Here is a 14,852-nt window from a genome sequence, read left to right on the forward strand (position 1 = left end):
TCTTTACATATGTGGTTTTTTAAATTGGATGCATCTTAAAAGTCATAGGTTATTTATTTAGTTGAAAGTTATTTTTACTGATTTCTTATTGATTTCAAATTCGAATCCGGAAGAATAGGATAAGGTCTTAAGTACAGCCTCTAGGCTTTCATTGTCAAAAGACCCCTCATACCTTTCAAATTCCGGGACTTGTCCCTCAAGTCTTATCTCTACACCATACCATTTTTGAAGTTTTTGTAGTACCTCTTGAAAATCCCCACTGTTAAGTTTAAGAATACCTTTAGACCATGCTGTAATTCTTTCTAAATCAACTTTGGTGATTTTGATTTCTTCCAAAGAGTTTGCTTTGGCCATCTCTCCAGGCTCTAAGAATATTAAGCGATCTTTTTTGTCTTCGACACTCACTTTCCCTTCAATTAGAGAAATACTGTGTGTGCCTTCATCGTAGGAATCAACATTGAAAGATGTACCTAATGCAGTTACAGACATCTGGCTCGTTTGTACTATAAATGGTCTCGAAATGTCTTTGACTACTTCAAAAATGGCTTCCCCACTTAGCTGAACACTCCTTGAAGATCCATCAAAACCATCTTGATAGGTGATAGAACTTCCCACATTTAGTTTCACGTTGGTTCCATCCGGTAACCGAATTGTCAATTTCTCTCCGTTGGCGGTTGATTTCGTTATATATGAAATCAGAGTACCTGATTCCTCTGCTACATCATTATCAAAGTCAAGTAAAAACCATCCCGATAAAATTGTCAAGACAATAACCGCTGCAAATTGATACGCCCTCCAAGGTTTTTTACTGATAGATCTTTCACGGCCGCCACCAGACTCTTCAATTCTATCATATAATTGAAGTAATTCACTGTTACTTACCGAATGTTGATTTTTGTATTCGATTGATTGAATAATCAAAGAAGCTTCTCTTACTATCGAGATCTTATCTGGATGTTCTTCCATCCATCTAGACCAGAATTCATTGATTTGATCTTCTTTTCCAAGTACCCATTGAACAAAGAGTTCATCTCTAAGAAAATCATCAACATGGTAGTCTGTGTATTTCTTGCCCATAACTTAATAGTAAGAGCAGAGAATGACTCAAATGACCCCAAAAAAAGTCTACATGCAAAAAAGTTGAATAATAGTTGATTTTGAATCTTTAGAGCGTAATCTATCCAAGGCACGGTAGATTAGTTTTCTAGCTGATTTAGCATTTTTTAATAGAAGAACTTCAGCCACTTCGTCGTAACTCATCCCTTCGTAATAGAATAAGAGTACTGCCTTTTTCTGCTGTGTGGTAAGTAGGGTCATCCTCTCTTTCAGGTCTTCAAGACGATATTTCATCTCTTGATCTTCAATAATCTTATCCTCTATCGAAAGGACTATGAACTCGAACGCATCAATATCAGGTAGTTTGTTTTTCTTCTTCTTCTTTATCCACTCCGTATAGGCGCATCGGAATAGATAGGACTTTATTGATCTTATCTTCGTTTTGGAACCTGAGATTCTTAAGCTCAAAAAGACATCATGTATTATATCTTCGGATATTTCCTTATCTCTGGAAAATTGGAAACAGAAATTATAAAGATGAGAGATGTGCTTATTGTAAATGATGGTAAAAGCCATTTTATCTCCACTTTTAAACTTTTCCCACAGTTTGACATCATCTTCAGAGTGAAACGCAACTTTTACTTCATGATCACTTGGAATGTCATTGGTTTTATCTAGAGAAAAGTGATTAGAATGGATCATCTAACATCTACGCTATTATTACAATAATATGAATTTATCAGGAATCACGATTATCAAATCTCAGAATAAATCTATTGAAAATTATCAATATCATAAAATAAATAGCATGAACCATTATGGTTAATGTTTCCGTAAAGAATTACCTAACATTCTAAAAAAGAGAGCTTTAAGTCAACCAATTAAATACAATTCAAATATTTTTTTCGCGGTAGTGTAACAATTTTTACTCATTTGGATCAAAGGAGAAATTTTGAAACAAACACATCATGAAAAAGACACTATTCATTCTTAGCCTAGTCCTCCTATCTAAACTCTCATTCTCCCAACCTCCCATTCAGATTGAAAAAAATGGAGATGGAAATCCGATCATCTTCCTACCAGGATTTACCTCACCAGGATCTGTTTGGGATGAAACAATAGCAAACCTTAGCATTACCTATGAAACACATGTAGTTTCCTATGCTGGCTTCAATGGATTGGAACCAATCGGAACGCCCTGGTATGAGCCTATAAAGACGAAGTTGATTAATTATATCAAGGAAGAAAATCTTTCTAACCTCACCATTATTGGGCATAGTATGGGTGGCAATTTAGCTATTGAGCTTGCAGCTGCTTTTGATGAAGAAATCAGTGGGTTAATACTGATAGAGTCTCTTCCATGTATGCGTGATTTGATGATGCCTGGTGTTCCAGCTAGTTCATTACAGTATGACAGTCCTTACAATAATCAGATGCTCAACATGCCGGAAGATGCTTTCAACAATGTTGCATTGTCTATGGCTCGAAATATGACAAATAAAGAAGATAAGGTAGAAATACTTGCAGGATGGTCTGTGGTGGCAGATCGTAAGACATACGTTTATGGATATACCGACTTATTAAAACTGGACTTGCGTCCTCAGCTCAATGATATCCAAACGAAAACACTCATACTGGGGGCGACTTTTCCTTCCAGAGAGATGTCTCAGCAAACTTTCGATAAACAGTATGGAAATCTGAAAAATAAAACCATCGAATTAGCTGATAATAGTAAACACTTTATCATGTTCGATCGGCCGGAGTGGTTATACTCGCAAATCAATAATTACCTCGTTAAGGATGTCGAACAAAACTGAGCTTTTTGAATCCCTACACACTGATTACTATGGCATGGTCCATCAGATGTGTATAGGATTTATGAAAGGTGACGGAGACCTTGCCAAGGATCTCACTCAGGAAACATTTATCAATACATGGAGTGCTCTTGAAAAATTCAAGGGTACTTCCAGCTACAAAACATGGATATATCGCATCACAGTCAATACATGTTTAAAATACATCCGTGATTCAAAAGTCAAGAATCAAGTTTCTATAGATTCTGAACTTCAATTGCCTGATGCTATGGACACAGTGGCTGAAGAAATGCATCAAAATCTTTACACGGCTATTGGGCAATTGAGTGAATTGGATCGCTTGATCATTATGATGGTTCTCGAAGAACTTGAATACAATGAAATAGCGGAAGTTGTGGGAATAAATGAAGGGAATCTACGTGTTAAAATCCACCGAATTAAGAAGAACCTCAAAAAAATATTAGCAAATGAATGATCCATTTGAAGGCTTAAAAAAGCAATGGAAGGATGCTAAAACACAAGGCAAACAACCATCAGTATCCTCTAAAGAATTAATCGAAAAATCGACTGAAAAATTGAAGAGTTCCAGAAATATGCACCGAGGTAATATTGCTATATTATTGATCACCCTGATCGGGATATCAGCATTTTTTATGTATGTAGCTCCACTTCAAGAGATTCTTAGCCTGGTTGGAATAAGCCTGATGCTTGGAGGGTTGTCGCTTCGAATTTTGATTGAAATCCAAAGTGCCTATAGATCTACCAAAATCGACATGAGCGAAACAGCTACAGAAGTCAATGAAGAATTCATCCGATATTATACATACCGAAAGCAGATACATGGATCTATCACTATATCAATTCTTCTTGCCTACACAATAGGATTCTATCTTTTGACTCCTGAGTTTAGTCAATATTTTACCACAAATCAGGTAATCCTTATGGATGTATCATATTTAGGTGCAGCTGCCATTTTTGGATTCTCTATTCGAAAAGCAATTCGAAGCGAGATGAAAATGTTAAATGAAGTACTAAAACTTAGAGATGAGGTAGGTAAGGTAGAATAACAAGCAACCATATGACATGATTAGTCATCTACCAACAAACTAAAACTATACCTAATCATGCCAGAACTATCGCTCACCAAAGATTCAACTTCAAAGATCAGACTCTACTTCATGAGAGGACTTTTTGCATTGAATTTTCTCAGCCTATTCTTTGATAATTGGAATCAGATACTTTTTCCAAAAGAACAACTGGATGTATTAACTGGAGTAACTATCAGTTTCTGGGCGGCATTTTCCTTGCTCAATCTTATCGGAATTCGCTTTCCCTTAAAAATGATTCCAGTGCTTCTAATCCAATTTATCTATAAACTAGCCTGGATTATTGGAGTATACAGACCTGCCTACCAGAATGATGTTATTGATGAATATCTACAGTCGTTCCTTTGGGTATGCGTAGCAGGAGTGGTGCTCAATCTATTGATTATACCGTGGAAAATGGTATACAATTCTTACTTCAAAGGTTTTTTCAAATTCAAGTAAAGAAAAGAGGGTGTCTCAAAAGTCCACAAGAACGTTATCGCGAGCATGCCTTTGCAGGCGGGCTCGCGGTGATGGATTTTGAAACACCCTCAATCATTATCCTTTTTCACATATTTCCTTGATTGCTTCTTGTGTGCTATCCTTTCCCCAACTTGGAGCAAATGGATTATCAGACTGGCCTTTTTTATCAAACAATACCAGTGCTTTAAACAAACTCCCGCATGCTTCCTCGCTTCCTCCTCCCATAAATTGTGCAGTACCATGTTGCATTCTTCCTAGCAAGAAATGAGCTCTTGGGTTTTCAGGACTTAGCTTAATGGCTTTTTGAAAAGAAGTGAAAGCCAACCCGCTATACATCATTCCTCTACTTGCTGGATCTACTGTGAGCTTGATCATATTAACATAACCACGCATCGATTCAAGCTCAGAGTTGAGTTCGCTGATGGCCTCTCCCTTCTCTACTTCTTTCATTGCTAAATCTAAATACTTGTCTTTATCGTCAGCGGACTCATACATTCCACTCATTCGGAGGTATCCAAAAGCAGCATAGTAGTAAGGTTCCCATCTGTCACCTTCAGCCTCTCCAATCCGAGAAAACTGATTGATTACAGCCTGCAATGATTCAGGATCATTTGATGAAAACATTGCTGGTATATTCTTGCCCATTGCTTTTTCAAACTGTCCGTTAGCTTGTACAAACGTTACACAAAAAGCTGTTAATAGAATGAATAGGTTCTTTTTCATAATTGATAAGATTTATTGATTTAAAGATTTGGCAATTGATTAATGCCTTTATTTTTTGAAAGTGTTATAAAAATTCCAAGAAAGATGAATCGCTTAGCAGGTGGAGTAATAGCTCTGCTTGCATAAACTCCGTTACCATCTGGCTGACTTGCAAATTCATATCCGTAGATATTGTTAATACCCAGCACATTATTGACCATGGCGTGTACAATAACCTGGCTGTTATACAGGTAGCTGATATTGAAACTCAAATCATGGTATGCAGGCGTTTTACCAGCCAGATATTTTTCGCTATTTAGATCATTGAAAGGTCTTCCACTAGCAAAAGAGTAGGTTAAGCCTATTTGACTTTTGATTTCATCGATAAACTTTTTACCTACAATTGATACGTTATGAGTAGACGCAAATGAAGGAGTGAATGACCCAGGGTATTCGCGATGATTCCGTTCTGTTTGCAGGTAGGAATAGCTAACCCAATAGTCCATCTCCTTGAATGTCTTATTGTCTCTCCAGAACAGGTCAACTCCTCGTGCAAATCCATCTCCATTGAAACGGAAGGAACTAGCTTCAAAGACACTCTGATACTTAGTCAAATTATCATATTGCTTCTCATAAGCTTCCACCCGGAAGCTTTGCCCTTCTCTTGCCCACTGATAGTTACCAATGAAGTGAGTAGACTTTTCAAACTGCGACTCAGGATTTGTTAATATGACTTGTGTCTGTGGAGCTTGATTAAACTGCCCGTATGCAACAGATACCTGACTGTGTTCTCCAGTCTTGTAAGCCGCAGAAATACGAGGTGCTAGTATTATTTCATCATTTAGATTGCTGTGCGCCATTCTTGCTCCAATCTTGAATGCTAGTGCAGCAGACGCAAAAAGTTCGGTCTCTACAAAGGATGCTTTTACGACTTCATCAAAGTTCTGATTGAATGAACCGGTTTCATCCATGAGTTCCTGCTCTACTTTTCTTCCTAACACTTCACTCCCAAAAAGGATCGCTACTCGATCTGAATGCTGGTAATCGGCTACCAGTTTCGTATGATAGCCTCTCAGTTTTTGTTCTCTACTATCTGAATCTAGCGATGCTAAGTCATTGCTCTTTGTATAAGAAATGCCACTTCTTACTCCCCATTTCTCACTGATTAGTTCTCGATATGACGTATTAAAATGGGCATAATCGTTTGATACTTTTACTGGTAGCTCAACTTCAGGGTTCGCAATGTCAGTCTGGAATAAGCTCAGGTTTGAAGTACTCAGATTTGAATAGAACTTGAGCATTCCCGTTTTACTCGTCTTTAATCGGTAGGCAAAATTTCCATTGATTTCTTCTGGAGCTTTATCCCAGCTAAGATTCTGCGGCGCTAACTCAAAATAAGGCGTTAGATTGGTGTACTGAACCTTCCCTGCAATTGAGCTTTTTCCGAATGATCGTGTAGTCGATAAGTCTGCCCCAACAGACATTAATGAAATATCACTGCGATTATTATCAGCAAGATCTTTTGATTGGAGAATCAATGCTGAAGACAGAGCTTGACCGTACTCTGCTGAGTAACCTCCGGTAGAGAAACTCATACCCTTGAACATGAAAGGGGAAAATCGACTTCTACTTGGAGTGTTGGGTGCCGCAGGACCATATTCATTATGTACCAGCATTCCATCGATAAAAGTCTTGGTCTCTCTGCCATCCCCTCCACGAACAAAAAGTCGTCCGGTTTCTCCCACTGTCTGAGTCCCGGGTAGTGTATTCAATGCTCCAGGTATATCAGCAGTTGCGCCTGCTGTGGTGACAATGTCAAGAGGTTTTAATACCTCCCTTTTCTGCTCATCAGAAGCATTAAAAGAGCCGGCAGTAATCACAACAGCATTCAACTGAGTAATCTTTTCCTTAAGTGATATATTTAGTTTTCGACTTTCAGGTTTTAATGGAATCTCCACCTCATGAAACCCAATGAAAGAAACTATCAGAATTAAACTATCCGTTTCTAACGTTTCAAAAGAGAAAGCACCATCCAACCCTGAAGTTGCTCCATCATATGTGCCCTTTAGATAGACATTCACACCTAATAATGCTTCTCCTGCCTTATCCGTTACGACTCCTGAAATGTTCGATTGTGCATGAAGTATTAAAGACAACCCTATTAATAAGGAAAAGGTAAGTGCTCGCATATTTTTGACTTTTAGCATGAGTCAAAAGTGAATATGTGCGCACTGCTTAACTAAAAAGTTTTACCGAACTGTAGAATTATGAGGATGAATTGTAACTAGTCCTTAGAAAAGATCGATTTAGCCATCTCTTCTGCCACATCAATCGTCGACGGAGCTCTAAAAGGCTGTTTGAATTCCTTGATCCAGCGAATTAGATCATCAGGACGCTCATGATCAACAAAGTGAGTAGTAGGAAAAACGCATAGATTGGCTTGGGGAAGCGATTTAAATATCTCAAGGGTATGCTCTATTCTTACAGCATCTCTATCACCAACTATCAGCATCACAGGAACATTTATTTTCTTGATGCTATCCATTGGAATCTCTTTTTGATCCATCATTAGCTTCACATATTTTCTCATCATCGGATCTGATATTTGTTCATAATTAGACATGATTTCAGTAAGTCTCGGCTCCAGTCCTGTCAATTTTGAGTTCGCTCCCGATATGATCATTCGATCAATTTTATCCGTGTGTTGATATCCAAGAATTAAACCTAAAATTCCTCCATCACTATGTCCCCAAATCATGTATTTTTTATGACCTAATGCATCCATAAGGCTGTATACATCTTCGGCTAAGCTGAAATAATCTAAATCTCCATTTGGGCACTCACTTTTGCCATGACACCTATTGTCCATTGCAATTACTTTGAAGTCCTTCACCAACTCAGGAAACAAATGATGTTTACCTTTTGTGGATCCGCTATTCCCATGCAAAATCAATAAGGGATCTCCTTCTCCAAAAACTTCATAATGAAGCTTGCCCCAACTTGTTTCCAAGTAAAAGCTCTCGCCTTTTAATCCTTCGCTCAGAATCACTTGTTGAGCATATGTCCAAAATGAAATGAGTGTAGCTATGGTTAATAATATGAGTTTATCATCAGAGTATTTGATTTCAATTAGTTTGTGTTATTCAATGATCTCATTAGACTAGTTATGAACAAAAAACCGCTTACCAGGAATGTCAATCGTGATAGATTTATCTGAGAATAACCCACTTCCTATCAATGCTTCATAAATAAGTCCTTCTCTGAATAGAACCGATTTTTTTTGATATTCAGAGCCGGTTCCGCAGATACCTAACTTTTGCTCCGAGCTATAATCTGTCAATTTTTTTTGACTAATGGGAGTTGTGTAAATACTTGAAGTGAGTTTTGATGAGTCAATTCCTAAATCATTCATAAAGTATGGATTTATCAGGAAAAGCTCATGACCACTACCTGTATCAAATTCAGCATCTACAGTAAATTCACCATTCACACATATTGGAATACTAATGTCTAACGATACATCACTCTTTTGATTAAGGCTAAGAGGAACTGAAGGACTATTCGCTGCAATACTTTTCAGCTCATCATCACTAAGAAGTCTGATTTTCTGATTTTGATAATCTATTGTAAAAGCCTTGTCCTTAAAAAAGGTCATTGAAAGAAGACCATCAATTCCATAATTGTCGAGTGGTGGATAAACACCACCAACGATATCATTTCTAACATAGCCACCCAGGTCAATAGATTTCACTGAAAAGAGCTCACCATCCAATCGATCCCCATCATGCCTAAAACCGGTAAAAAAACCTTCTGGGGGAGAATTTTCAGAGATTTTGTTGAAAAATTTTGAGGACATAACGGTAATACCAGCACCAGTGTCTAAAATAAAGTTCGCAGGAATTGAATCGTTCACTTTCAATGACACAAGAATATGCCCCTCTTCTAAGATGGTTATGGGGTGTACTTGAGCACTTATCTGAATAAAAAACATAGTCGCTAATGTCACAGTAATCATTCTTATCATCATGATTCAATTTTATTTCGTTAGGCAACTTGCTTCAAGCAAATTGCATCAATAGTCTAATGGTAAAAGTATTTCTCTGTCATACCTTTAAATTGTAAAAAACAGACAGTTTGAGACTAATTGAAGAATACCCTAGAGATCCGGTAGTCAGTTGTTTTATTGATAGGTACCAGTTTTACGATATAGAGCGAACTGCTTTTCTAAAATCAGTACCCAATGGGAAGATAGAATCATGGATTATCGGCAATGGATCATGCCAGTTATGGAATGGTGACCAAGAAGTATTTGACCCTAACAAACAGAGTGGTTTCTATCCTGCAAGCAATTCTTCAGCATATTTCAAAATCGCCGGTGGATTCAAATGCCTTAATATTAAATGGAATCTCGATGCGCTCGGACTTCCCTTTTTTAAACGCTTTCTAAAGGATTGGTCAGATTTTTCGTTAGAAGAATTTGTAGGCACTGCAGCCTTTTTAGAATTAAGTCAATTTAATCTCGATTCATCAGGTACACTAAATGTTCAGCGTCTGGATAAAATCTTTGAGAAATCAATTTCCAGGTATAAGGTTGATAAGAAAGTAGTTGAGATGGTTTTTCTTATTCAGAATTATTTCCCGCATGGTTTTAGAATTCCTGAGTTGGCAGAGCTAATGTGTGTGTCAACAAAAACGCTGGAAAGGCAAATCAAAAATCAACTGGGCCTTTTCCCCAAGGAGCTTTCAAACATACTCCGTTTTTCCAGTACAACTCAGTACCACCTCAATCAAAACAGATCTCCACTTTTTACTGAGTCAATCAAATTTGGATATTATGATCAGTCTCATTTCATAAAGGAGTGTAAAAAAGTGACTGGCTACTCTCCTACAGAATTTTTCTCTAAATTGAAATTTTCTACAAATGATCTAATTCTTGAAAATGATAACCTTACCAAAGTAATATGAAAAGAGTATTAATAGCCCTAGTTACATTATCCACTTTATTCTCGCTTTCAGCTCAAAAATTTGACAAACAAATCGAGAAGCTAGTAGCGCAAACAGAGAAAGATGTCATTGAATGGCGTCACTGGTTTCATGAAAATGCAGAACTCAGCAATCGTGAGTTTGAAACTGGCAAAAAAATCACGGAGATTTTGAAAGAAATAGGCTATGAACCACAAACTGGAGTAGCAAAAACTGGAGTAGTTGCCATACTAAAAGGAGGAAAGCCTGGACCGGTGGTCGGCTTACGTGCAGATATTGACGGCTTGCCTGTGAAGGAGCGAGTAGAACTACCATGGGCATCCAAGCAAATGGCAGAATACAATGGCGAGATGGTGCCAGTCATGCATGCCTGTGGTCATGATACCCACATCAGTATTTTGCTTGGCGTTGCTAAAATGCTTTGGGAAATAAAAGATCAGGTTCCCGGTACAGTTAAATTCATCTTCCAGCCGGCAGAAGAGGGAGCACCAAAAGGTGAAGAAGGTGGTGCTAAGCTTATGGTAAAAGAAGGCGTATTGAAGAATCCTGATGTCGACGCTATTTTCGGGCTACATATCAATGCTCAAACACCAGTAGGAACTCTCAAAGTTCGCTCGGAAGGTATCATGGCAGCAGTAAACTCCATGCGAATAGATATCAAAGGAAAGCAGGCACATGGTTCTGCCCCATGGGACGGGATTGACCCAGTAGTGACTGCAGCGCAAATGATCAATAATTTTCAATCCATCATCAGTCGAAATATGCAACTAACCGAAGCACCTGCAGTATTAACCATAGGTGCCATTCATGGAGGTGTGCGATACAATATCATCCCAGAAGACTTGTACATGTTAGGTACTATCCGAACACTTGATGCAGACATGAAAACTCAAATTCTTCAAAGGATTAGAGAAGTTGCTCTTGCTACCGGGAAAGCTAACAATGCCGAAGTAGAAGTATGGATTGATGAGGGTTATCCTGTGACTTACAATGAGCCCACCCTTTACGACCAAATGCTCCCAAGCTTAAAAAGAGCCGCTGGTGAAGGTAATGTCGAAATCATCAAGCCAATCACTGGAGCTGAGGACTTTTCCTTTTTCCAGGAGCAAGTACCCGGCTTATACTTCTTTGTAGGTGGTTGCCCTCCTGATCGCAATGCAGATGAAGTAGCGGGCCACCATACTCCTGACTTCTATGTAGATGACTCAGGAATGAAACTGGGAATGAAATCCATGATGGGATTAACTCTAGACTACATGAGTAAAAAATAGATGTTAAACCTCTATCAAAAACGGTAGAGGTTTAATTTTTATTATTAAAACTGCGATTAGGAAAAAAAATATATAAACTGCAAATAGGAAATTAATAAAATCTACTATTACATTGCCTATATAAAGTTCAAAACTCAACATGGAATGATCATGGGACAATAGCTTCAAATGAAGTGAAATTGTCTTAGGTAAATTTCATGGTATGAAAACTATTCATACATATGAAAAAGACTCAATTAGGAGAATTTGAAGAGATCGTACTATTGACCATTGCAGTACTCAATGAAGAGGCTTATGGTATAGCCATTAAAAAGGAGATCGAAGATCGTATCAATCGAGGAGTAAGTATCGGAGCACTTCAAACCGCATTTAAGCGTATGGAAGACAAAGGTTTCGTCAGCTCTATTTTAGGAGAACCTACTCAGAAACGTGGCGGAAAAAGAAAGCGCTACTATTCTATTACATCCTATGGACTGAAAACACTCGATGAAATTCGTGACATCAGGGCGCAGCTTTGGTCTGCTATCCCTCAAACCATCTTGGATTATCGCAAATGAATATTCCTAAGTGGCCTTTTAACTGGATGCGCAAAGTCCTCAACCCTCAACTTGCAGAACACATTGAGGGTGATTTATCTGAGTTGTACGAAGATTATATGGAGTACTACCCCAAATGGCGGGTCAGGCTTCTACATATTCGTGACTGCTTGCAAATGCTACATCCTCTCCTATTGAAGTCGTATGTTTCAAACTCAATCATTACAAACATGCTACTTAACAATTTCAAACTAGGTTATAGAAACCTACTCAAGTACAAAAACAACACAGCCATTAATTTAGTTGGCTTAGTCTTGGGGCTTTGCACAAGTATCACACTTTACCGTGTAGTACAATATGAATACTCATTTGATCGATTTCACACTGAGTCTGAAAACATTTATCGTGTAGCTGAATATCACGAAAAATACGGGGTTTACTATCAAACTCGGACACCTGCAGCTGAAAAAATCAAAGAAAGCCTTCCAGAGGCGCTGGCGGCAACAAGGTTAATTTCACCTTCATCTCTCTGGCTAACATATGATTCCAAAACGCTGAAAAAAGGAATTACCTATGTAGATCCTGATTTTGCAACAATGTTTTCATTCCAAGTCATTGAAGGGGATCTACAACAGACATTGGATTCAAAAGAACAAATTGCAATCTCTCTGGATGTGGCAAAAGCTTACTTTGGCTATGAAAATGCTGTAGGTAAAACATTGGTTTCCGCAGATGGAAAAAGTCAATACACTGTAGGAGCTGTTCTGGAAAATGCACCAGTTAATTCAAGCATAGACTATGAATTGATTCTTTCGTGGAAAGCGATCCCAGATTGGCTAAAAGATGCCGGTGATTGGCACAATACATTCATGAGTTCTTATGTCCAAATGAAACCTGGAGTCAATCCAAAAAGCCTTGACAACAAACTCTTACAAATTGCAAAAAGTAATTTTCTTCCAGAAGGGATGGGTTCAGTATTCAATCTTGTAGGTCTTGAAGACTTTCATTCAGAAAATACTGGAAACAAAGCAACTGTTCAGCTTTTAATCATAATCTCTGGCATCATAAGCTTTATTGCTTTCATCAACTTTGTGAACCTCTCAACTGCTCAATCACTCAATAGGATCAGGGAAGTAGGAATCAGGAAAGTAATGGGTTCTGGCAAGGCAGAATTTATTGCTCAATTTGCCATTGAATCAATCATTCTGTGTGTAATATCTGGGTTTATTGCTATTGGAATTTCCCTGTTACTCACCTCTCAACTGAACATCTATTTTTCTTTGGTACTCCCCATAAATCTCAATATTGCTTATCAAATCACATTTGGAACTTTATTCATTGCAATCACTATGGGAATAATTGCAGGTATATATCCTTCTCTATATCTCGCAGGAAAAGACATTATCCAGTCACTCAAAGGAGATGTGAAAAAGGGTTCACAAAAATTATTTTTTCAAAAAATACTCATCGTAATTCAATACACAGCCTCCATAATTCTGATTGCTGCTACATTTATTATTTGGAATCAGGTGAGCTTCATGAAGAATCAAAATCTGGAATTAGATCATAAAAGAGTAATCGTTATTCATCTAGATTATACTTCTTTCACAGATCTTGAAAAAGCTGCAAAGGATGTCAGGCGGTTTCGAGAAGTAACAGAAAATCAGCCCTTTGTTGAATCTATCGCTTTTGCTTCAAATACTCCAGGAAATTATGATCAGAACTACAATAATTTTGATGATGTGAATGGCAACAGTCGTGATATTCACCTACGTCAGACAAACTTCAGTGCTGGAGTAGTTCCTACTTTAGGACTGGATATTATTAAAGGAAGAAACTTTGACGAGAAGCTTAAAGGAGAAAAAGATGTAGTCCTCATTAATGAATCTGCATTTGATGCATTTGGCTGGGAAGATCTGGAAAACAAAGAAATCAGAGCAAGTGGTGATCAAGATACCTATCAGGTGATTGGAGTCGTGAAAGACTTCCATTATCAATCTCTGGCAGAACAAATAGAACCCATGATTTATTGGTATATGGGTCCTGATCCTGTCGGGTCAAAAATCATGTTGCAGTATCAAAAAGGATCAATAGAAGAAACCATTGACTACCTCAAAGACAATTGGGTTATAACAGGCTCCATGTCAACCCTTAATTATGATTTTCTAGACACTACATTTAATGAGTTGTATGAATCAGAAGAACGCACAGGTTTAATCATCACCCTATTTTCAATTGTTGGTATTTTTCTGGCCTCACTCGGTTTAGTTGCCTTGGCCTCATTCATGATAAGGCAGAAAACGAAAGAAATAGGTATCCGTAAGGTGATGGGTGCATCTAGTATTCAAGTAGCTCAAATGCTATCAAAACGTTTTATTTTATTAGTTGCCATAGCAATTATAATCTCGTGTCCTTTGATATGGTATGCTGGAAATGAGTTTCTAAATAACTTCTCCTATCGGGTAGATATTGGTCCACTAATTTTTATTATTTCATCATTCATTTCAATAGCAATTGGAGTAGTGAGTGTTGGGTATCGATCGTATAAAGCTGCATTAAACGATCCGGTAGATTCCCTGAGATCAGAGTAATTACCCTCAAAAAAATAGTCATAATGACTACTTCTAATTATAGCACAATACCTATAAGGAATTGAATTTTTTTAATTCAAATTTGATATGGAAACTAAAAATCATTAAGCGAAAACTATAAATCATTAAGCTATGGGTTATTTATTCAATTTCTTTGCGAAAAAAGACGCAATCAAACTTTCAAAATCTGATTCTGGAGAATGGATGGTGAAGAAAAACTTCAGCATCTTATATATCGGATCAAAGGAAAAATGCCAGACTTATATGCAGCGACTAAAAGTTGCTTGACAGAGTATGATCTTTTTTATAACTAACAGGTAGACCCCACATT

At 37.7% G+C, this 14,852-nt stretch carries 15 protein-coding genes; 9 read left to right on the forward strand and 6 right to left on the reverse strand.

Annotated elements, in window-relative coordinates; genetic code table 11:
• Positions 1–57: 57 nt before the first annotated feature.
• Positions 58–1,077: a FecR domain-containing protein gene (locus ABJQ32_07780; protein MEP5289534.1), complete on the reverse strand. Its 1,020-nt coding sequence runs from the start codon at positions 1,075–1,077 to the stop codon at positions 58–60.
• A gap of 48 nt (positions 1,078–1,125) precedes the next feature.
• On the reverse strand, positions 1,126–1,758 hold the full coding sequence (locus ABJQ32_07785) for an RNA polymerase sigma factor (protein ID MEP5289535.1): 633 nt from the start codon (positions 1,756–1,758) through the stop codon (positions 1,126–1,128).
• A gap of 266 nt (positions 1,759–2,024) precedes the next feature.
• On the opposite strand from ABJQ32_07785, the gene ABJQ32_07790 reads away from it, so the two are divergent.
• Genes ABJQ32_07790 through ABJQ32_07805 form a run of 4 tightly spaced genes read left to right on the forward strand, consistent with a single transcriptional unit; the run spans position 2,025 to position 4,417 of the window.
• A complete protein-coding gene (locus ABJQ32_07790; protein MEP5289536.1) occupies positions 2,025–2,873 on the forward strand; it encodes an alpha/beta hydrolase in 849 nt (282 codons plus the stop codon).
• Positions 2,857–3,345 (forward strand): sigma-70 family RNA polymerase sigma factor, encoded by a 489-nt coding sequence (locus tag ABJQ32_07795; protein ID MEP5289537.1) that lies wholly within the window; start codon positions 2,857–2,859, stop codon positions 3,343–3,345. The genes ABJQ32_07790 and ABJQ32_07795 overlap by 17 nt, the downstream gene beginning before the upstream one ends.
• Positions 3,338–3,937 (forward strand): hypothetical protein, encoded by a 600-nt coding sequence (locus tag ABJQ32_07800; GenBank protein MEP5289538.1) that lies wholly within the window; start codon positions 3,338–3,340, stop codon positions 3,935–3,937. Before ABJQ32_07795 ends, ABJQ32_07800 begins: the two co-directional genes overlap by 8 nt.
• A gap of 57 nt (positions 3,938–3,994) precedes the next feature.
• Positions 3,995–4,417 (forward strand): hypothetical protein, encoded by a 423-nt coding sequence (locus ABJQ32_07805; protein MEP5289539.1) that lies wholly within the window; start codon positions 3,995–3,997, stop codon positions 4,415–4,417.
• Positions 4,418–4,513: 96 nt separating this feature from the next.
• Here the strand turns inward: ABJQ32_07805 and ABJQ32_07810 are convergent, their stop codons facing one another.
• From ABJQ32_07810 to ABJQ32_07825, 4 genes are all read right to left on the reverse strand, one after another.
• Positions 4,514–5,161 carry a hypothetical protein gene (locus ABJQ32_07810; protein ID MEP5289540.1) on the reverse strand — a complete coding sequence of 216 codons (648 nt, stop codon included), beginning with the start codon at positions 5,159–5,161 and terminating at the stop codon, positions 4,514–4,516.
• 20 nt (positions 5,162–5,181) lie between these two features.
• A complete protein-coding gene (locus ABJQ32_07815; protein ID MEP5289541.1) occupies positions 5,182–7,329 on the reverse strand; it encodes a TonB-dependent receptor in 2,148 nt (715 codons plus the stop codon).
• Positions 7,330–7,424: 95 nt separating this feature from the next.
• Positions 7,425–8,189, reverse strand: coding sequence for an alpha/beta hydrolase (locus ABJQ32_07820; protein ID MEP5289542.1), 765 nt, complete (start codon positions 8,187–8,189; stop codon positions 7,425–7,427).
• A gap of 111 nt (positions 8,190–8,300) precedes the next feature.
• Positions 8,301–9,167 (reverse strand): retropepsin-like aspartic protease, encoded by an 867-nt coding sequence (locus ABJQ32_07825; GenBank protein ID MEP5289543.1) that lies wholly within the window; start codon positions 9,165–9,167, stop codon positions 8,301–8,303.
• A 107-nt stretch (positions 9,168–9,274) separates the two neighbouring features.
• On the opposite strand from ABJQ32_07825, the gene ABJQ32_07830 reads away from it, so the two are divergent.
• The 5 genes from ABJQ32_07830 to ABJQ32_07850 all read left to right on the forward strand — a co-directional run bounded on the left by ABJQ32_07830 (position 9,275) and on the right by ABJQ32_07850 (position 14,809).
• Positions 9,275–10,105, forward strand: a complete 831-nt coding sequence (locus ABJQ32_07830) for an AraC family transcriptional regulator (GenBank protein ID MEP5289544.1) — start codon at positions 9,275–9,277, stop codon at positions 10,103–10,105.
• The gene (locus ABJQ32_07835) at positions 10,102–11,394 is read left to right on the forward strand and encodes an amidohydrolase (GenBank protein ID MEP5289545.1); all 1,293 of its coding nucleotides are present in this window, start codon (positions 10,102–10,104) and stop codon (positions 11,392–11,394) included. The genes ABJQ32_07830 and ABJQ32_07835 overlap by 4 nt, the downstream gene beginning before the upstream one ends.
• 221 nt (positions 11,395–11,615) lie before the next feature.
• Positions 11,616–11,951 carry a helix-turn-helix transcriptional regulator gene (locus ABJQ32_07840; protein ID MEP5289546.1) on the forward strand — a complete coding sequence of 112 codons (336 nt, stop codon included), beginning with the start codon at positions 11,616–11,618 and terminating at the stop codon, positions 11,949–11,951.
• A 26-nt stretch (positions 11,952–11,977) separates the two neighbouring features.
• Positions 11,978–14,521, forward strand: a complete 2,544-nt coding sequence (locus tag ABJQ32_07845) for an ABC transporter permease (GenBank protein ID MEP5289547.1) — start codon at positions 11,978–11,980, stop codon at positions 14,519–14,521.
• Positions 14,522–14,653: 132 nt separating this feature from the next.
• The gene (locus ABJQ32_07850) at positions 14,654–14,809 is read left to right on the forward strand and encodes a hypothetical protein (protein ID MEP5289548.1); all 156 of its coding nucleotides are present in this window, start codon (positions 14,654–14,656) and stop codon (positions 14,807–14,809) included.
• The last annotated feature ends 43 nt before the right edge of the window (positions 14,810–14,852 follow it).

Source organism: Marinobacter alexandrii (genome assembly GCA_039984955.1).
Lineage (GTDB): Bacteria > Bacteroidota > Bacteroidia > Cytophagales > Cyclobacteriaceae > Ekhidna.